Source organism: Variovorax xiamenensis, assembly GCF_050916385.1.
Lineage (GTDB): Bacteria > Pseudomonadota > Gammaproteobacteria > Burkholderiales > Burkholderiaceae_C > Variovorax.
The window spans coordinates 5464306-5482974 of sequence record NZ_CP139038.1; the positions used below are offsets into that span (position 1 = coordinate 5464306).

Here is an 18669-nt window from a genome sequence, read left to right on the forward strand (position 1 = left end):
GCTTCAGTGGGCGGCCGTGGTGGCGGCGCCCATCGCCTCGAACGGCGTCTCTTGCGTGGTCGGCCGGTTGGCCGCGCGCGCCGCGATGCAGGCCTTGATGCTGTACACCAGCACGCTCAGCACCACGAAGATGAAGAGCGCGCACAGCGCGGCGTCGAGGCGGTCGTTGAAGACGATGCGCGACATGGCCTCGGGCGTCTTCGCCGGCGCCACCAGCACGCCGTTGGCGATGCCCTCGGTGTACTTGGCCGCGTGCGAGAGGAAGCCGATCTTCGGGTCGGACGAGAAGATCTTCTGCCAGCCCGCCGTGAGCGTGCACGCCAGCAGCCACGCGGCCGGCGCAATGGCCACCCACGCATAGCGCTCGCGCTTCATGCGGAACAGCACCACCACGCCCAGCATCAGCGCGACGGCTGCCAGCATCTGGTTGGAGATGCCGAAGAGCGGCCACAGCGTGTTGATGCCGCCCAGCGGATCGACCACGCCCTGGTAGAGGAAGTAGCCCCAGGCCGCCACGCACAGCGCGGTGGCGACGAGGTTGGCCGGCAGCGAGTCGGTGCGCTTGAGCGCAGGCACGAAGCTGCCCAGCAGGTCCTGCAGCATGAAGCGGCCGGCGCGGGTGCCGGCGTCCACGGCCGTGAGGATGAAGAGCGCCTCGAACAGGATCGCGAAGTGGTACCAGAAGGCCATCATGGCCTGCCCGCCGATCGCCTGGTGCAGGATGTGGGCCATGCCCACGGCCAGCGTCGGTGCGCCGCCGGTGCGCCCGAGGATGGTGGTCTCGCCCACGTCCTTGGCGGTCTGCACCAGCATCTCGGGCGTGATCACGAAGCCCCAGCCCGACACGGTGGCAGCCACCTGCTGCGCGGTCGTGCCGACCAGCGCGCCGGGGCTGTTCATCGCGAAGTAGATGCCGGGCTCGATGCACGAGGCCGCCACCAGCGCCATCACGGCGACGAAGGACTCGGCCAGCATGCCGCCGTAGCCGATGAAGCGCGCATGGCGTTCGTTGTCGAGCATCTTGGGCGTGGTGCCCGAGGAGATGAGCGCGTGGAAGCCCGAGACGGCGCCGCAGGCGATGGTGATGAACAGGAACGGGAACAGGCTGCCCGACCACACCGGGCCGTTGCCCTGCGCGAACTGCGTGACGGCGGGCATCTGCAGCGTGGGCATCACGAACACGATGCCGATGGCCAGCGCGATGATGGTGCCGATCTTCAGGAAGGTCGAGAGATAGTCGCGCGGCGCGAGCAGCAGCCACACCGGCAGGCTGGCGGCGACGAAGCCGTAGCCCACCAGCATCCAGGTCAGCGCCTTGCCGTCGAAGGTAAAGAGCGGCGCCCACTCGGGGCTCTGGCTCACGGCCTGGCCGCCGAAGATGGCGAGCATCAGCAGCACGAAGCCGATCAGCGACACCTCGCCGATGCGCCCCGGGCGGATGTAGCGCAGGTACACGCCCATGAAGAGCGCCACGGGAATCGTCGCGGCCACCGTGAAGGTGCCCCACGGCGATTCGGCCAGCGCCTTCACCACGATCAGCGCCAGCACCGCGAGGATGATGATCATGATCATGAAGGTGCCGAACAGCGCGATCATGCCGGGCACCGGCCCCATCTCCTGCTTGACGAGATCGCCCAGCGAACGGCCGTCGCGCCGCGTGGAGATGAACAGCACGATGAAGTCCTGCACCGCGCCGGCGAACACCACGCCGGCCAGCACCCACAGCAGGCCGGGCAGGTAGCCCATCTGCGCCGCGAGCACCGGTCCCACCAGCGGCCCCGCGCCCGCGATGGCCGCAAAGTGGTGGCCGAACAGCACGTTCTTGTCGGTCGGCACGTAGTCCAGGCCGTCGTTGTGGCGGTGCGCCGGCGTCTTGCGGTTGCCGTCCAGGCCCAGCACCTTGTCGGCGATGAAGAGGCTGTAGTAGCGGTAGGCGATCAGGTAGGTGCAGATCGCGGCGGCCACCACCCAGAGGGCGTTGACGCTTTCGCCTCGGGTCAGGGCCACGGTGGCAAGCGCGAACGCGCCGACCACGGCCACGACCAGCCACACCAGATGGCGTCGGATGCTGTGCATGCGGATGTCTCCTCGGAATTGAACCCGGGGAGTTTTGCCGGCCCAGCGCCGTGGCGCATCCGTCGGACCGCGCGGGGCGGGCGCGTGGCTTTGCGTAATGGGAAACCCTCGATTCCACCGGTACGAGGCCCGGAAACGGGTCTTCCCGAGGCCTTGCATTTCTCATAAATGTGATAAATTCACATAATTAACAATGTGAAACATTCCTTTCGAGCCACGATGAACCAGCATTCGCAGGCACGCAGACGCAGCAGCGGCTTCACATTGATCGAGCTCATGATCACGGTCGCGATCGTGGCCATCCTGGCGTCGATCGCCCTGCCGAGCTATCAGCAGTACGTCGTCCGCTCGAAGCGCTCGGCGGCCCAGGCGCAGATGCTGGACATCGCCAACCGGCAGCAGCAGTTCCTCATCGCCAACCGCGGCTACGCCGACAAGGCGGCACTCACCGCCAGCGGCTACAGCCTGCCCGCCGAGGTTTCCGGCAACTACAGCTACGACGTCACCCTCTCCACCACCGGCATTCCGGGCTATACGCTCACCTTCACGCCGACCGGCGCGCAATCGGGTGACGGCAACCTCACACTCACCAGCGAAGGCGTGAAGGCGCCGTCCGGCAAATGGTGAAGAGCCGCTTCATCCGCCGCCAGCGCGGCACCACGCTGATCGAGGTGCTGGTCACGCTGCTCGTCGTGGCCATCGGCCTGTTCGGCCTCGTCGGGCTCCAGGCCCGCATGCAGGCTTCCGAGATGGAGTCGTACCAGCGCTCGCAGGCGCTGATCCTCCTGAACGACATGGCCAGCCGCATCGCGACCAACCGCCGCACTGCCGCCAGCTACGTCACCAGCGCGCCGCTGGGCGCCGACGCCGCCTGCCCCACCGCCACCGGCACGCGACAGCAGACCGACGCCAAGGAGTGGTGCAACGCGCTGCAGGGCGCCGCCGAAATCTCGGGCGGCAGCAAGCTGGGCACCGTGATCGGCGGGCGCGGCTGCGTGGAAGACATGGGCAACAACGAGTACCTGGTCACCGTCGCGTGGCAGGGGCTGGGGCCGATCTCCGCACCGCCGGCCGGCGTGGCCTGCGGCAAGGGCCAGTACGACACCGGCACCCAGTGCACCGGCGACAAGTGCCGCCGCGCCGTGACCACGCTGGTGCGCATCGGGTCGCTCTCATGAACCGCACGCGAGCCCTGGGGCATGCCCAGCGCGGCCTCACGCTGATCGAGCTGATGGTGGCCATCACCATCACGCTCATCGTGGTGGCCGCGCTGCTCGCGCTCTTCCTCAACGTGAGCAACTCCCAGCGCGAGCTGGAGCGGGTCAACCGCCAGATCGAGACCGGCCGCCTCAGCATCTTCGTGCTCGAGAACGAGCTTTCCCACGCAGGCTTCTGGGAAAACTACATGCCCGAGTTCGACGATCTCACCGTCACCGGCGCCCCCACGCACGTGCCCACCGGCGCGCTGCCCGACCCGTGCCTGCCCTACTCCGCCGCGAACTGGACCGACGACTACAAGCGCCAGTTGCTCGACCTCCCGGTGCAGACCTACGACAGCGTCCCCGCGAGCTGCGCCGACCTGCTGAAGAACAAGAAGGCCGGCACCGACATCCTCGTGGTGCGCCATGCCGAGACCTGCCTGCCCGGCACGTCCAACTGCGACGCCGACACGAGCGGCGCGATGTATTTCCAGTCGTCGCTGTGCGGCACGCAGAAGCCGTCGTCCTTCTCGCTGTCGATCGCCGGCTTCGACACCACGTTCCGCAAGGACTGCACCACCCCATCGCCCAAGCGCAAGCTCGTCGCCGACATCTACTACGTGCGCGACTACGCCGACACGGTGGGCGACGGCATCCCGACGCTCGCGCGCTCGCGCTTCGACCTGGCGGGCGGCACGCTGGCGCAGCAGCCGCCGACGCCGCTGATCGAGGGCGTCGAGGGCTTCCGCGTAGAGCTCGGTCTCGACACGCTGAGCAAGACCGGCGCCGCCGTGGACTACACCACGGCCATCGCCTGGGCCGATCCCGCGAACAAGTCCACGCCCGCCAACCGCGGCGACGGCAGCCCCGACGGCGCATTCGTGCACTGCACCACGAGCCCCGCCTGCACCGCCGATCAGCTCGTCAACGTGGTGGCCGTCAAGCTCAACGTGCTGGCGCGCAGCGTCGAGGCCTCGCCCGGCCACACCGACACCCGCACCTACCAGCTCGGCGGCGCCACGCTGGGGCCGTTCAACGACCACTACAAGCGCCACGCGTTTTCCACTTCCGTGCGCCTGAGCAACGTCACCGGCCGGAGGGAAACGCCATGAAGACACGCATGCCACGCATCGGCGGCACCCGTGGCGGCGGCCAGCGCGGCGCCGCCCTGCTCATCGGGATGATCATGCTGCTGCTGATCACGCTGGTGGTCACCGCCGCCTTCAACCTGAGCAACGCCAACCTCAAGGCGGTGGGCAACCTGCAGACGCGCAACGAAGCGGTCGCGGCCGCCAACCGCGCGATCGAAGAGGCCGCCACCAGCCTGCTCGTGCCCGGCAGCGACGGCAGCCCGACGCTCTCGCCGCCGCAACCCACCGTGAGTCTGGTGGACATCAACAACGACGGCGTCACCGACTACACGGTGAACGTCGCCGCCCCCGTGTGCGTGCGCGCCACCAAGGCCCTGGACAGCGGCAGCGGCGGCACCACGGGCCCGGGCGGCGTCACGGGCGGCGCCTCCACCAGCGGCTCCGGGCTCGCGACGCTGCCCGACCAATACAACTCGGTCTGGGACATCAGCACCACGGTGACCGACACCGCCACCGGCACTTCCACGGCCGTGCGCCAGGGCGTGCGCGCGCTGCTCAACAAGGCGCAGTTCGATGCCTTCTGTGCCTCCTAGGCATGCCACTTCACGACAACCCGACGACGAACAGGCCCGCACCATGATCCGGAAACTTCTCGCTTCGCTGTGGACGGCCGCCGCGCTCACCGCGTTGACGGCACTGCCGGCGGGCCAAGCCCGCGCCGAGGACATCGACCTCTTCGTGGGCTACAACCCCAGCGCGGCGCAGGCGCCGAACGTGCTGTTCGTGCTGGACAACACGGCCAACTGGAACCAGCCCTTCACCGCCGAGATGACCGCGTTGGCCTCGGCCTTCGAAAGCCTGAAGGCCAACAAGTTCAAGGTCGGCCTGATGATGTTCACCGAGACCGGCCAGGGCAACTCCAACTCCGACGGCGGCTACGTGCGCGCCGCGGTGCGCACGCTGGACGACGGCACCAAGGTCAAGTACGGCGCGCTCATCCGCAGCCTCGACAAGATCGGCGACAAGTCCAATGGCGGCAAGGCCGGCAAGACCATGGCCGAGGTCTACCGCTACCTGGCGAGCGGCACGCCCATCGCCGGCAGCGGCAAGGTCAAGGCCGACTACGCCGGCAACGTGAGCGGCACCCAGGCCTCGAAGGACATCTACGCGCTCACGCGCAACGCGCTCGGCAGCTTCTCCGCCACCACCTACGTCGGCCCGAGCACCGAGAACTGCACCGGCACCTACGTCATCTACATCAGCAACGGCGCGGCGCAGGACAACACCAACGACAGCCAGACCTCCAACGCCGCCCTGCGCGCCGCGGGCGGCGACGCGACGCAGATCGCACTGAGCCCCAGCGGCTCGCAGGACAACACGGCCGACGAGTGGTCGCGCTTCCTGCAGACCAGCATGGGCGTGAAGGTCTACACCATCGAGGCCGCCAAGGCCACCGGCGGCCAGGGCCCGGGCTGGAGCGCGCTGCTCAAGAGCATGGCCACCCAGAGCAAGGGCGAGTACTACGACATCTCGGCGCAGCCCAACCTCGGCAGCGCGCTCGGCGCGGCGCTGGACGACATCTTCAGCAAGATCCAGTCGGTCAACAGCGTGTTCTCCTCGGTAAGCCTGCCGGTGAGCGTGAACACCCAGGGCACCTACCTGAACCAGGTGTTCGTGGGCATGTTCCGCCCCGACCAGGACGCCTTCCCGCGCTGGAACGGCAACCTCAAGCAATACAAGCTCGGGCTGGACAGCAGCAACCAGCTGATCCTGCAGGACTCGGTGGGCAACAACGCCGTCAACAACCAGACCGGCTTCGTCGCGCCCTGCGCCCGCAGCTTCTGGACGCCCGCTCCCAGCGACACCGACCTCTACTGGAGCTTCCGGCCCTCCGGCGACTGCATAGGCAAGGAAGCCGCCGACAGCCCCGACGGCAACGTGGTGGAAAAAGGCGCGCAGGGCTACATGCTGCGCCGCCTCGCGGTGGCCAACCGCAACATGAAAACCTGCGCGCCGGGCAGCTGCACCGCCCTCACCGCCTTCGCCGACGGCAACTCCGCCATCACCAAGGCGGCGCTGGGCGTCACGGCGGACACCGACCGCACCGCGCTCATCAACTGGGCGCGCGGCCTCGACAACAAGGGCGACGAGCGGCTCGACGCGCAGGGCAATCCCGTCACATCGACCTCCATGCGCCCATCGGTGCATGGCGACGTGGTGCACTCGCGGCCGGTGGCCATCAACTACGGCACCGATGCCTCGCCCCAGGTGGTGGTGTTCTACGGCGGCAACGACGGCGTGCTGCGCGCCGTCAACGGCAATCGCAGCGCGGCCATCGGCTCGGCGGCCGCCGGCGACGAGCTCTGGTCCTTCATGCCGCCGGAGTTCTACGGCAGCCTCAAGCGGCTCTACGACGACACCACGCGCATCAACTTCCCCGGCCTGCCGGTCACCGCCGGCGCGGTCGCGCCCAAGCCCTACGGCATGGACGGCCCGGTCTCGGCCTACCGCAAGGACAGCACCGCCTGGCTCTTCGCGAGCATGCGCCGCGGCGGCCGGCTGATCTATTCCTTCGACGTTTCATCCGCCTCCGCGCCCACGCTGAAATGGCGCAAGGGCTGCCCCAACCAGGGCGACGACACCGGCTGCGACACCGGCTTCGAAGGCATCGGCCAGACCTGGTCGGCCCCCAAGGTGATGCGCGCCAACGGCTACGGCGGCGGCAACAGCCCGCTGCTCATCTTCGGCGGCGGCTACGACAAGTGCGAGGACGTCGACACCAACAGCGCAGCCCAGGCCTGCGGCAGCGGCGCGAAGGGCAGCGGCATCTACGTGCTCGACGCCGACACCGGCGCACGCCTGCAGATGTTCGCCACCGCGCGGCCGGTCGCTGGAGAAATCACCGTCGTCACCGACTCCCTCGGCATCGCCAGGATCGCCTACGCGGCGGACCTGGGCGGCAATGTCTACCGCATCGCCGTCGACAGCGGCGCTCCTTCGGGCTGGACCATGACGCAGATCGCCTCGCTCGGCTGCGACACCGTGACCACCTGCACGCCCAACCGCAAGTTCATGTTCGCCCCCGACGTGGTGGAAGACAACGGCGCCTTCGTGATCCTGCTGGGCTCCGGTGACCGCGAGAAGCCGCTGCGCTACTACAACGTCGCGCTCGGCGTGGCCAACCGCTTCTACATGCTGGTCGACAAGCCCACCGACAGCACCTGGCTGAGCAGCGAAACCAGCCGCTGCGGCACCGGCAACGGGCTGCTGTGCCAGGCCTCGCTGCAGCCCATCACCGACACCTCCACGCCGACCTCCTCCGACCTCGCCACGAAGAAGGGCTGGTACCTCGCCCTCGCCGCGGGCGAGCAGGTGGTGACGAGCTCGGTCACCGCCTACGGCATCACCACCTTCAACACCCATACGCCCAGCAACCCGAACGCGCAGTCGTGCCGCGCCGATCTGGGCACCGCGCGCGTCTACAACGTGTCCTACGTCAATGCCGCGCCCCAGGGAACCGGCGGCCGCTTCCAGAACGTGGTGGGCGGCGGCCTCGCGCCCTCGCCCGTGGTGGGTCGCGTACAGCTCGACGACGGCAGCATGCGCGACGTGGTGATCGGCGCCAACCCCGACTCGTTCCTCAGCCCCAAGGGCACCGCGCCCAAGGCGGCGTTCAAGCAGCCCAAGGGCCGGGTCTACTGGTTCATCCAGAAGTGAGCCCGCGCAGCACCGGCAACATGCGCAACCGCCCCCGCACCTCCCGCGCATACGGCTTCACGCTGGTGGAGCTGATGGTCACGGTGGCCGTGCTGGTGGTGCTCGTCGCCATCGCCGTGCCTTCGTTCGACGGCATCCGGCTTTCCATGCGCCTGAGCAACTACTCCACCTCGCTCGTGGCGGGCAGCCAGCTCGCTCGCAGCGAAGCCATCAAGCGCAACGCCCCCGTCACACTGTGCGCCTCGGCCGACGGCACCAGCTGCAGCACCAACGGCCAATGGGAAACCGGCTGGATCGTGTTGAGCGGCACGCAGGTGCTGCGCGCGGAAAGCGCCGCCGCCTCGGGCTACCTGCTGCGCGAGGCGGGCGGCGCGAGCGCCATCGTGTTCCAGGCCACCGGCATGGGCGCGAGCCAGAGCCGGATCACCATATGCCGCACCACCCCCAGCGCCAACCAGTCGCGCGCCGTAAGCATCAGTGCCACCGGGCGCACCAATGTCACGAGGTCGAACGACGGCACCTGCACCGCGACCTAGGTCCGCCCCGGCATGCCGGAAAGGCCGGCCATCGGGACGAACGACAATACCCCGCTGCGCAGGGGACCGGCCGGCGGCCCGGGCCCCTTTACTTTTGTCTCGGACGCACAGAACCAGGAGCAACGACCGCATTCATGGAACATCGGCTGGATTGGGCCCTTGCCGCCTGCGCTCGCATCCTTCGTCCCGTCGTCCGGCTGGCGCTCGCCATGGGCGTCAAGCATCCGCACCTGGAAGACCTGCTGCGCGACCTGCTCATCGAGGAGGCCCAGCGCTCTTGGCGCCAGCAGGGCGTGCGCCGGCCCAACCTCAGCCAGATCTCGGTCACCACCGGCCTGAACCGCAAGGCCGTCACCGCCAAGGTCCGCGCCACCGTCGACCCGCTGCCCCATACCGAACTCTCGGCGGCCGCCAAGACCTTCACGCTCTGGCTGCAGATGACGGCCGACGACGACGCCTTGCGCCGCATTCCCGTCACCACCGAGGACGAGACGCCCTCCTTCGAGCGCGTGGCCCGCCTGGCCAGCCGCGGCAACATGCATCACCGCACCATCCTGGATGAACTGGTGCGCCTGAACATGGTGGCCGAGGACAACGGCGTCGCCGAGCTCATGGCCGACGGCTTCGTGCCGGTCGAAGACCTGCAGTCGATGCTCGCCTTCCTCGGCGACAACGGCCGCGACCACCTGCTGGCCGCCGTCTCCAACACCCTGGGCGCGTCGCCCCGCATGCTCGAGCGCTCGGTCTACGCGCGCGGCCTCACGCTGGAAGACTGCGAAAAGATCCAGCTCCTCGCGCGCGAACGCTGGGCGGCCCTGCACCGCGAACTCGCCCGCGAAATGACCCAGGCCGTCGAGCACGCGCCCGCCGACAGCAAGGCGCGCATCCGCGTCGGCATCTATACCTACTACGAAGACGACGAAGCCGCGCCGAAGAAGAGCGGGCCCTCACGATGAACACGACTCTCACATTCCCCGGTTCCTTCCGGCTCGCGCGCGGCTTCCTGCGCAGCCTGCTGATCGCAGGCGGCATGACCATGCTCCTTTCCTGCGGCGGAGGCGGCGGTGGCGGCGGCACGTCCGGCCTGGGCGCCGCCGGCATCTCGGGGGCGGGCTCCAGCGCAACTGGCGCGGCAACTGGCAGCAGCACCGACACCAGCGGCGGCGGCACGGGCGGCTCCGGCAGCGGTTCCGCCAGCTCGGGCGATAACGGCGGCGCAGGTGGCAACGCGAGCAGCGGCACCAGCACCGCCGGCAACACCAACGGCGAAGGCTCCGGCGTGGGCTCCGGCGGCACAGGCGTGAGCGCGGACGCCGCCGGCATCGGCGCCGCGGACGGCCTCGGCAGCGTCATCCTCAATGGCCTGCGCTACAACACCGACAGCGCCACCTTCAGCCTCGAGGACACCACCGAGCTGCAGATCGGCATGAGCGCGCGCATCGCCGGCAAGGTCGACGCCAACTTCACCAGCGGCACCGCCGCCCAGGTCGTCTCGGCGGCAGAACTGCGAGGCGCCATCTCCAACATCGACCTCTCGAACGGCAGCTTCACCGTCATGGGCAGCCGCGTGACCACCGACACCGCCACCGTCTGGGGCGACTCCAACGGCGCAGCCGACCTGCGCGACGGCGCCGTGATCCAGGTCTGGGGCCTGCCCGCCGCACCGGGCACGCTGCGCGCCACGCGCGTCCAGATCACGCCGGGCTCCGTCGAGCCGCTGGTGACAGGCACCGTCCAGAGCCTCGACCTTGTCGGCCGGCACTTCACGCTCGGCCTGCTCACCGTCGACTTCGGCCCCGGCCTCGACACCGCCAGCCTGGCCGAAGGCGCCATCGTCCGCGTGCGCGGCACAGTGGCGCCAGTGGCCGGCCGCTTCACCGCCTCCACGGTCAAGGGCTGGTACGCCATCCCGACGGCCGACGGCATCGCGCTCCAGCTCGCGGGCGTCGCCACCGACTTCGCCTCGATCGGCGACTTCCGCGTGCTCGGCAACAAGGTCGACGCACGCAATGCGCAGATCACCGGCGGTCCGGCCGGCTCCATCGGCAACGGCGTCAAGGTCGAGGTCGACGGTTTCCTCTCCGGGCAAGTGCTCGTGGCGAAGAAACTGCGCATCCGCTACGTGCCGGGCACCGGCGGGCCGGCGTCCTTCACGGTGATCGGCCCCGTCGCCGGCTACCAGTCGGCTTCCGACTTCATGGTGCGCGGCCAGCGCGTGAACGCCGGCGGCTCCGCTACCATCTTCGAAAACGGCACCGCCGCGGACCTGGGCAACGGCAAGCGCGTGACAGTCGTCGGAGACCGCGTGGTCGACGGCGTTCTCATCGCCCAGCGCGTCACCTTCGCGCAACCCTGAGCCGCGGGGCGCCGAGCCCGGTACTGCGCGGTGCCGGGCAACCCAGGCCACGTCGTTCGCGGCGCGACCGGATCGATCGATCGGAGCCATGGACACGCCAACCGCCCAAGCGAGCGCATCCTCGACGCCACGCTGCTGCATCGCAGGTGGCGGTCCTGCCGGCATGGTGCTGGGCCTGCTGCTGGCCCGAGCCGGCGTGCCCGTCGTCGTGCTGGAGAAGCATCTCGACTTCCTGCGCGACTTTCGCGGCGACACCGTGCATCCGTCCACGCTTGAAGTGCTGCACGAGCTGGGCCTGCTCGAAGCCTTCCTGCAGCGCCCGCACGATCGCATCGACGAGCTTCGCGCCACCTTCGAGGGCCGCAGCGTTCCGGTGGCCGACTTCACCCACCTGCCCTCGCACAGCAAGTTTCTCGTGCTGATGCCTCAATGGGAGTTTCTCGATTTCATGTGCGACGAGGCCCGGCGTTACCCGGGCTTCGAGCTTTGGACCGATGCCGAAGCCGTCGGCCTGCTGCAGGACAAGGGCCGCGTGAACGGCGTGAAGGTGCGGCGCGGCCGGCATGCCGGCCAGCCGCGCGACGTCGAACTTCATGCCTCGCTGGTGGTGGCCGCCGACGGCCGGCATTCCGCGCTGCGCGATGCGGCGGCGCTGCCGCACATCAGCTACGGCGCGCCCATCGACGTGCTGTGGATGGCCGTTCCGAGGCTGGCCGGCGACCCAGCTGCCACCGCGGGCCACGTCGCGGGTGGCCACTTCCTGGTGACGCTGAACCGCGGCGACTACTGGCAATGCGCCTTCGTCATACCCAAGGGCGGCCATGACGCGCTGCGCGCGCGCGGCATCGGCGCCTTCCACAAGGAAATCGGCCGCATCGCGCCCTTCCTCGCCGACCGGCTGCCTTCCGCACTGCCCGACTGGGACGCGGTGAAGCTGCTCGAAGTGACGGTCGACCGCCTCGAAAGCTGGTCATGCCGCGGCCTGCTGTGCATCGGCGACGCCGCGCATGCGATGTCGCCGGTGGGCGGCGTCGGCATCAACCTCGCCGTGCAGGACGCCGTGGCTGCGGCGAACCTGCTGGCCGCCGCGCTGGCCGGCGACGCGACCGAGAAGCAAATCGACGCCCTGCTGCCCCAGCTGCAGCGCCGCAGGGAACTGCCCGTGCAGGTCACCCAGGCCGTGCAGCGCTTCATACAGGACCGCGTGCTCATGGCCGTGCTCGACGGCAAGCCGGCGACAGGCCCGCGGCGCCTGCCCTTGCCCCTGCGGCTGCTTGCGCGCTGGCCGCTGCTTCGCCGGCTGCCGGCGCGGGCCGTGGGGCTGGGCCTGCGGCCCGAACACGTGACTTCGCCGCGCTCGCCGCGCACATGATGAAAAAACTGGCATTTCGTTACATAGCCGGGGGCTGACGGGGCCTGGCGGGAGGGCTCGGACAGAGGGCCCTGTTGTAGACTGCCGGGTTTTTCGGATCACGCGCAATCAGGCGCTTTCAGGGGGCATGGAGCAAGTTTCAAGGCGCACAGGTTTCAACGGCTCGGCGCTCATTCGCTTGCTCTCAAGGCTTTCCAACGTCGACGCCCGGGAACCCGCGCAACCCACCGCCGACCGGCTGAGCCAGTGGTTCGGCTGGACCGATGCCATCTCGCTGTCCGCTGCGCTCGACGGTGCCCCGGCAACGCCGCAAACCGGCCTTCGCGCCCCCCGCAACAACGAAGAAAGCGAATGCCAGCGCGTGAAAGCCGCACTGGCCACTGCCATCGTCGAGGACAACACCTTCGGCGCCGGCAAGGACGCAGCCTCCGACTTCACCCCCTACAAGCGCCGCTACCTGGCCCGGCAACAGGCCATGGAAGCGGGCGCGAGCACGCTGCGCGGCAAGCTGCGCGCGGCCATGGCGGCCAAGTCGCCGGCCATGGCCCGGCTCGCATCGGTCGACGTGGTCATGGCCCAGGTGCTCGAAGCACGCGAATACAGCCTGCTGTCGGCCGTGCCGGGCATCCTCGAGCGGCACTTCGAGCGCCTGCGCAAGGCCGCCGAAGCTCCGCCGGCAGAAGCCGACGCCGAAGCATCCGAGACAGAAGACAACCCCCACAGTGCCCAGCCCGCCGACGAGTGGCTGGACGTGTTCCGCAAGGACGCCCAGGACGTGCTGCTCGCCGAACTGGACTTCAGATTTCAACCGGTCGAAGGGCTGCTCGATGCCCTTCGCACCCAGGCCACCAGGACCTCATGACCCGATTCCTCCACTACGCCGTATTTGTCGCTGGCCTTGCCGTCGTGGGCTGGGTAGGCGCCGGATACATCGGCACCAACCCGCTGGCACTGGCCGTCACGCTGATCATCGGCGCGTTCTACATCATGGGCGCGCTGGAGCTGCACCGCTTCCAGCAGGCCACCGACAGCCTGACGCAGGCCACGGCCGACCTCTCAGCCCCGCCCGACAGCCTGGGCACCTGGCTCGACCGGCTGCATCCCTCGCTGCGCAACGCCGTGCGCCTGCGCATCGAGGGCGAGCGCGTGGGCCTGCCGGGCCCCGCCCTCACACCGTACCTCGCCGGCTTCCTGGTGCTGCTGGGCATGCTGGGCACCTTCATCGGCATGGTGGTCACGCTCCGGGGCACCGGCCTCGCGCTGGAAAGCTCGACCGACCTGCAGACCATCCGCGATTCGCTCTCCGCCCCCGTGAAGGGCCTCGGCCTCGCCTTCGGCACCTCGGTGGCGGGCGTGGCCGCATCGGCCATGCTGGGCCTGGCCTCTGCGCTGAGCCGCCGCGAGCGCCTGCAGGCCGGGCAGGTGCTCGACACGAAGATCGCCACCGTGCTGCGCGTCTTCTCGCAGACGCACCAGCGCGAAGAGTCGTTCAAGCTGCTGCAGCAGCAGGCCCACGCCATGCCCGAGATGATCGGCCAGCTGCAGGCCATGGTGCACGCCATCGAACGGCAGAACCAGTCCCTCAGTGACCGGCTCGCGGCCAGCCAGGACAGCTTCCACAGCAAGGCCGAGGCCGTGTACGGAAACCTCGCTTCCTCCGTCGACCAGTCGCTCAAGCAGAGCCTGACCGAGAGCGCGCGCGTCGCGGGCGCCGCGATCCAGCCCGTGGTCGAAGCCACCATGGCCGGCATCGCGCGCGAAACGGCCGCGCTGCACCAGACCATCTCGAACACCGTGCAGCAGCAGCTCGACGGCCTCTCCGGCCGCTTCGAGGCCACCACCGACCGCGTGGCCGACACCTGGAAGACCGCGCTCGCCGAACACCAGCACACCACCGAAGCGCTGTCGAAGGACGTGCGCGGCTCGCACGACCACTTCGCGCAGACCTTCGAGCAGCGTTCCGCCGCGCTGGTCGACAGCGTCTCCGCGCGCCTCGAAAGCACCGTCGGCAACGTGTCGAAGACCTGGGGCGACGCGCTCGCGCAGCACCAGCAGGTCAGCGAAAAGCTGTCGGGCGATGCGCACCAGGCCCTCACCTCCGCCACCGCCGCGTTCGAACAGCACACCGCATCGCTGCTGCAGACCGTGGACCAGGCGCACGCCAAGCTGCAGACCGAGCTGGCAGCGCGCGACGAACAGCGCCTCTCGGCCTGGACACAATCGCTCACCGACATGGGCGCCTCGCTCCACCAGCAATGGCAGCAGGCCGGCGCGCACAACGCGAGCCAGCAGCAACAGCTGCTCGACACCATGGCGCAGACGGCACGCGACACGATGGCGCAGACCGAGACGCATGCGAAGAGCACCGTCGCCGAGATCGCACGACTGCTGCAGGCCGCGGCCGAGGCACCGCAGGCCGCGTCCGACGCGATGTCGCAGATGGCACAGCGAGATGAGCAGCGCCTTGCCGCCTGGACGCAATCGCTGACCACCATGGCCGCATCGCTGCAGCAGGAATGGCAGCAGGTCAACGCGCACCACGCGGGCCAGCAGCAGCAACTCATCGACGCGATGACGCAGACCGCACGCGACACGATGGCCCAGACCGAAGCGCATGCAAAGAGCACGGTCGCCGAGATCGCGCGGCTGCTGCAAGCCGCATCGGAGGCACCGCAAGCTGCTGCCGACGCGATGTCGCAGATGGCATCGCGCGACGAAGAGCGCCTCGCGGCCTGGACGCAATCGCTGACCACCATGGCCGCATCGCTTCAGCAGGAATGGCAGCAGGTCAACGCGCACCACGCAGGCCAGCAACAGCAGCTCATCGACACGATGGTGCAGACCGCGCGCGACACGATGGCGCAGACCGAGACGCACGCAAAGAACACTGTCGCCGAGATCTCGCGGCTGCTGCAGGCCGCCGCCGAGGCACCTCAGGCCGCGGCCGATGCGATGTCGCAGATGGCATCGCGCGACGAACAGCGCCTCGCGGCATGGACTCAATCGCTGGGCGCCATGGCTGCCTCGCTGCAGCAGGAATGGCAGCAGGCCAACGCGCACAACGCGAGCCAGCAGCAGCAGCTCTTCGACACCATGGCCCAGGCCGCGCGCGACATGTCGGCGCAGACCGAAGCGCACGCGAAGAGCACCGTCACCGAGATCGCGCAACTGCTGCAGGCCGCATCGGAAGCACCACGAGCCGCGGCCGAGGTGGTAACGGAACTGCGCCAGAAGCTCGCCGACAGCATGGCGCGCGACAACACCATGCTGGAGGAGCGCAGCCGCATCCTCGAAACGCTTTCCACCCTGCTCGACGCGGTGAACCACGCCTCGACCGAACAGCGCGCGGCCATCGACACGCTGGTGTCGGCATCGGCCGAAATGCTGGAGCGCGTCGGCAGCCGCTTCACCGAGAAGGCTGAAGCCGAGTCCGACAAGATGAGCAACGTGGCCGCGCAGATCGCCGGCAGCGCCGTCGAGGTGGCCAGCCTGGGTGAGGCCTTCGGCCTCGCGGTGCAGCTCTTCAGCCAGTCGAACGACAAGCTCGCGGCCCACCTGCAGCGCATCGAAGGCGCGCTGGGCAAATCGATCTCGCGCAGCGACGAGCAACTCGCCTACTACGTCGCGCAGGCGCGCGAGGTGATCGACCTGAGCATCATGTCGCAGAAGCAGATCGTCGAAGACATGCAGCAGATCGCCAGCAGGCAAGAGAAGCAACTGCAGGCACCCGCGGACAGCGAAGCATGATGGGCACCCGCGAAGACATCGAGGCCGGCTTCGACGAGCCCGGCGTGCCGGTGTGGGCCGTGTTCGGCGACCTCATGGCCGGCCTGCTCGGCGCCTTCGTGCTCATCCTCGTGTGCGCGCTCGGCATGCAGATGGAGCTGGCCTCGAAGCTGGAGACCGAAGTCAAGCAGCGGCAGGCCGAGGCCAAGCGCCTGCAGACGCTCGAACAGGCCCTGGCGGCGCCGCTTGCGGCCGGCCGCGTGACGCTGACCAACGGCCGCATCGGCATCAGCGGCAACGTGCTGTTCGCCTTCAACTCGGCAGAACTGCAGCCCGAGGGCAAGCAGCTGCTCAAGAGCCTGGCCGCGCCGCTGACCACTTATCTCAAGTCGCGCGACGAAATCCTGATGGTGAGCGGCTTCACCGACGACCGGCAGATGCGCGACAACGCGCGCCAGTTCGCGGACAACTGGGAGCTGTCGGCACAGCGCGCACTGACCGTGACGCGCTCGCTGATTGAGGCCGGCGTGCCGTCATCGACGATCTTCGCCGCCGCCTTCGGCTCCGAGCAGCCCGTGGCGTCGAATGCCGACGCGGATGGCCGCTCCAAGAACCGCCGCGTGGAAATGGCGCCCACGCCGCGCCCTTCTTCTTCCAGCGCCAGCGCGAAGCCTCGTGACTGAGCAGGAAGAAGCCACCACTCGCGACACCGGCGCCATGGTCGCCGCGGCGCTCGCGCGTGGCGACCAGCGCTTCGACCCGGTGCGCTTTCGCGTCATCGAGGCGATGGCCCGGCGCGCGGCTGCGCTCGATGGCGAAGTGCGGCGCATCGTCGACAACAAGGTGATCGCGCTGCTTGCGGCGTATGGCGACGATCTGGAGAAGGCGAAGTCCGCGGAAGCTGCGGAACAGCCGGCCGAGCCCGAGCGCGACGCATTCGCTGAGCTCATCGAGCACATCGCGAAGCATGCGCCGGCTGCCGTCGACGTTCCCGCAGCAACGGCAACAACGGCAGCGAAGACAACGGCAACGGGCAAGGCAGTGCCCCGCCCCTCTTCTCGCGCTGCAGCGCCTGCGCCAGCCGCCGAGCTGAAGTCGATCCGCTACTTCAAGAGCACGTGGTCCAAACTCAGCGCCGACCGGCGGCTGAATCAGTCGCGCGCGAAGGTGCCCCAGAACGCCGGCCCGCTCAACTCGCACCAGCTCGTGCACCGCTCGCTCACACTCATGCGCGACATGTCGCCGGAGTACCTCAACCGGTTCATGGCGTATGTCGATGCGCTGTCGTGGGTCGAGCAGTTGAATGCTGGTGGTGCCGCTGCTGCGGGTGCTGCGAGCCCGCGCGCCGAGGGCGCGAAGAAGAGCGGTCGCGGCAGCAAATCCGGCTGAGGACTCTACTCGCTCAGCCGAAGCAGCTCAGGGCCGCCGCGCCTGCACCACCTGGCGCGACCAATACACGCCATCGAGCCGATCGAGCCGCACAACGCCGCCCGTCGAAGGCGCATGCACAAAGCGCCCATTGCCCACGTAGATGCCCGCATGCGAGGGCGTGGAAGAGCCGAAGAGCACGAGATCGCCGGTGCGAAGCTCGGACACTGCCACCGGGCTGCCGAAAGCCGTCATGCGCGCCACCGTGCGAGGCGGCGATTCACCCACGCTGTTGAGGTATACGTAGCCGATGAGCCCGCTGCAATCGAAGCCGCCATCGGGCGTGTTGCCGCCGTAGCGGTACGGCGTGCCCACGAGGCCGAGCGCATGGATCGCGATGCTGTTCGATTGCTCGGCCGTCAACGTGCTGGTGCCGCCGATGACGGGCCCGGGGCCGCCGCCCTGTCGTGGCCCGGAGGGGCTCGCACAGCCGATGAACAGAAGGCAGGCCCCTATCGAAAGAAGCCGAAGCAGCCACTGCTGCAATGTGGTGGGGGATGAGGGTGTCGGCACAGGCGCGTCGTACATGTCGGAGGGCTGGGCTCGTGAACCTGCACGAACTCTAGCGCGGAATGCGACGGTTTCCTGAAGATGCCGGCCCTCCGCGGCCCGCACTGCTGCGCGGGCGCCACGGAGGGAGGTTGGGCAAGAGGCCTGCGCGTGCCTCCTGCGGGTTCTTTTGGGGTCTCTTTTCTTACTGGCTTACTGAGCGGCGGGCGCGTTGACCGCGTCCTTCAGCGCCTTGCCGGCGGTGAACTTCGGCGCCTTGCTGGCCTTGATGATCATCTTCTCGCCGGTCGAAGGATTGCGGCCTTCGCGCTCGGGACGGCTGGCCACGGCGAAGGTGCCGAAGCCGATCAGTTGCACCGTGTCGCCCTTTGCCAGGGCACGCGACAGGTTGTCGATGGCGGAGTCGAGCGCGCGAGCGGCATCGGCCTTGCTGAGGTTGGTGTCCGTGGCGATGGCGGCGATGAGGTCGGTCTTGTTCAAAACGGGTGTTCTTTCTTTGCTTGGATCAAACGGTGGAAAAAAACGGTGGCGCATGAATGCGCACCGGGCTTGAATGTAATCGCGCTCGGCTGCAGGCGTGGAGCGCCGATGCGTTTCAAAAGTGAAACATCGTGATCGATGCACGCCGGTGCGCGAAACTTGGGCAACCGGCCGATGA

Annotated in this window: 16 protein-coding genes; 13 read left to right on the forward strand and 3 right to left on the reverse strand. The window is 68.7% G+C overall.

Annotated elements, in window-relative coordinates:
* Positions 1-3: 3 nt before the first annotated feature.
* Entirely contained in the window at positions 4-2076 is a 2073-nt protein-coding gene (locus SFB74_RS24815) for a carbon starvation CstA family protein (protein WP_432726994.1), read from the reverse strand.
* Between the two features lie 219 nt (positions 2077-2295).
* On the opposite strand from SFB74_RS24815, the gene SFB74_RS24820 reads away from it, so the two are divergent.
* From SFB74_RS24820 to SFB74_RS24880, 13 genes are all read left to right on the forward strand, one after another.
* Entirely contained in the window at positions 2296-2703 is a 408-nt protein-coding gene (locus SFB74_RS24820) for a type IV pilin protein (protein ID WP_432726996.1), read from the forward strand.
* Positions 2697-3254 carry a type IV pilus modification protein PilV gene (gene pilV, locus SFB74_RS24825; RefSeq protein ID WP_432726997.1) on the forward strand — a complete coding sequence of 186 codons (558 nt, stop codon included), beginning with the start codon at positions 2697-2699 and terminating at the stop codon, positions 3252-3254. The genes SFB74_RS24820 and pilV overlap by 7 nt, the downstream gene beginning before the upstream one ends.
* Complete coding sequence (locus tag SFB74_RS24830; protein ID WP_432726998.1) at positions 3251-4387, forward strand: PilW family protein; 1137 nt, start codon at positions 3251-3253, stop codon at positions 4385-4387. The genes pilV and SFB74_RS24830 overlap by 4 nt, the downstream gene beginning before the upstream one ends.
* Positions 4384-4959, forward strand: a complete 576-nt coding sequence (locus SFB74_RS24835; protein ID WP_432727000.1) for a hypothetical protein — start codon at positions 4384-4386, stop codon at positions 4957-4959. The genes SFB74_RS24830 and SFB74_RS24835 overlap by 4 nt, the downstream gene beginning before the upstream one ends.
* Positions 4960-5002: 43 nt before the next feature.
* Positions 5003-8083 carry a pilus assembly protein gene (locus tag SFB74_RS24840; RefSeq protein WP_432727001.1) on the forward strand — a complete coding sequence of 1027 codons (3081 nt, stop codon included), beginning with the start codon at positions 5003-5005 and terminating at the stop codon, positions 8081-8083.
* Positions 8080-8619 (forward strand): GspH/FimT family pseudopilin, encoded by a 540-nt coding sequence (locus SFB74_RS24845; protein WP_432727002.1) that lies wholly within the window; start codon positions 8080-8082, stop codon positions 8617-8619. Before SFB74_RS24840 ends, SFB74_RS24845 begins: the two co-directional genes overlap by 4 nt.
* Positions 8620-8753: 134 nt before the next feature.
* Complete coding sequence (locus tag SFB74_RS24850; protein ID WP_432727003.1) at positions 8754-9575, forward strand: DUF6502 family protein; 822 nt, start codon at positions 8754-8756, stop codon at positions 9573-9575.
* Complete coding sequence (locus SFB74_RS24855) at positions 9572-10975, forward strand: DUF5666 domain-containing protein (RefSeq protein WP_432727004.1); 1404 nt, start codon at positions 9572-9574, stop codon at positions 10973-10975. Before SFB74_RS24850 ends, SFB74_RS24855 begins: the two co-directional genes overlap by 4 nt.
* A gap of 88 nt (positions 10976-11063) precedes the next feature.
* The gene (locus SFB74_RS24860) at positions 11064-12347 is read left to right on the forward strand and encodes an FAD-dependent oxidoreductase (RefSeq protein ID WP_432727006.1); all 1284 of its coding nucleotides are present in this window, start codon (positions 11064-11066) and stop codon (positions 12345-12347) included.
* Between the two features lie 127 nt (positions 12348-12474).
* Complete coding sequence (locus SFB74_RS24865) at positions 12475-13209, forward strand: DUF3348 domain-containing protein (RefSeq protein ID WP_432727008.1); 735 nt, start codon at positions 12475-12477, stop codon at positions 13207-13209.
* Complete coding sequence (locus SFB74_RS24870) at positions 13206-16094, forward strand: DUF802 domain-containing protein (protein WP_432727009.1); 2889 nt, start codon at positions 13206-13208, stop codon at positions 16092-16094. Before SFB74_RS24865 ends, SFB74_RS24870 begins: the two co-directional genes overlap by 4 nt.
* A complete protein-coding gene (locus SFB74_RS24875) occupies positions 16091-16756 on the forward strand; it encodes an OmpA family protein (RefSeq protein WP_093301916.1) in 666 nt (221 codons plus the stop codon). Before SFB74_RS24870 ends, SFB74_RS24875 begins: the two co-directional genes overlap by 4 nt.
* On the forward strand, positions 16749-17462 hold the full coding sequence (locus tag SFB74_RS24880) for a DUF2894 domain-containing protein (RefSeq protein WP_432727010.1): 714 nt from the start codon (positions 16749-16751) through the stop codon (positions 17460-17462). Before SFB74_RS24875 ends, SFB74_RS24880 begins: the two co-directional genes overlap by 8 nt.
* Positions 17463-17489: 27 nt before the next feature.
* Here the strand turns inward: SFB74_RS24880 and SFB74_RS24885 are convergent, their stop codons facing one another.
* A complete protein-coding gene (locus tag SFB74_RS24885) occupies positions 17490-18029 on the reverse strand; it encodes a C40 family peptidase (RefSeq protein ID WP_432727011.1) in 540 nt (179 codons plus the stop codon).
* Positions 18030-18203: 174 nt separating this feature from the next.
* Positions 18204-18491 (reverse strand): HU family DNA-binding protein, encoded by a 288-nt coding sequence (locus tag SFB74_RS24890; RefSeq protein ID WP_432727012.1) that lies wholly within the window; start codon positions 18489-18491, stop codon positions 18204-18206.
* Positions 18492-18669 lie beyond the last annotated feature (178 nt).

Bases quoted from the DNA above. Each gene is read 5' to 3' on its own strand.
- SFB74_RS24815 (WP_432726994.1), bottom strand. From the start codon at position 2,076: ATGCACAGCATCCGACGCCATCTGGTGTGGCTGGTCGTGGCCGTGGTC.
- SFB74_RS24820 (WP_432726996.1), top strand. From the start codon at position 2,296: ATGAACCAGCATTCGCAGGCACGCAGACGCAGCAGCGGCTTCACATTG.
- pilV (WP_432726997.1), top strand. From the start codon at position 2,697: ATGGTGAAGAGCCGCTTCATCCGCCGCCAGCGCGGCACCACGCTGATC.
- SFB74_RS24830 (WP_432726998.1), top strand. From the start codon at position 3,251: ATGAACCGCACGCGAGCCCTGGGGCATGCCCAGCGCGGCCTCACGCTG.
- SFB74_RS24835 (WP_432727000.1), top strand. From the start codon at position 4,384: ATGAAGACACGCATGCCACGCATCGGCGGCACCCGTGGCGGCGGCCAG.
- SFB74_RS24840 (WP_432727001.1), top strand. From the start codon at position 5,003: ATGATCCGGAAACTTCTCGCTTCGCTGTGGACGGCCGCCGCGCTCACC.
- SFB74_RS24850 (WP_432727003.1), top strand. From the start codon at position 8,754: ATGGAACATCGGCTGGATTGGGCCCTTGCCGCCTGCGCTCGCATCCTT.
- SFB74_RS24855 (WP_432727004.1), top strand. From the start codon at position 9,572: ATGAACACGACTCTCACATTCCCCGGTTCCTTCCGGCTCGCGCGCGGC.
- SFB74_RS24860 (WP_432727006.1), top strand. From the start codon at position 11,064: ATGGACACGCCAACCGCCCAAGCGAGCGCATCCTCGACGCCACGCTGC.
- SFB74_RS24865 (WP_432727008.1), top strand. From the start codon at position 12,475: ATGGAGCAAGTTTCAAGGCGCACAGGTTTCAACGGCTCGGCGCTCATT.
- SFB74_RS24870 (WP_432727009.1), top strand. From the start codon at position 13,206: ATGACCCGATTCCTCCACTACGCCGTATTTGTCGCTGGCCTTGCCGTC.
- SFB74_RS24875 (WP_093301916.1), top strand. From the start codon at position 16,091: ATGATGGGCACCCGCGAAGACATCGAGGCCGGCTTCGACGAGCCCGGC.
- SFB74_RS24885 (WP_432727011.1), bottom strand. From the start codon at position 18,029: ATGTACGACGCGCCTGTGCCGACACCCTCATCCCCCACCACATTGCAG.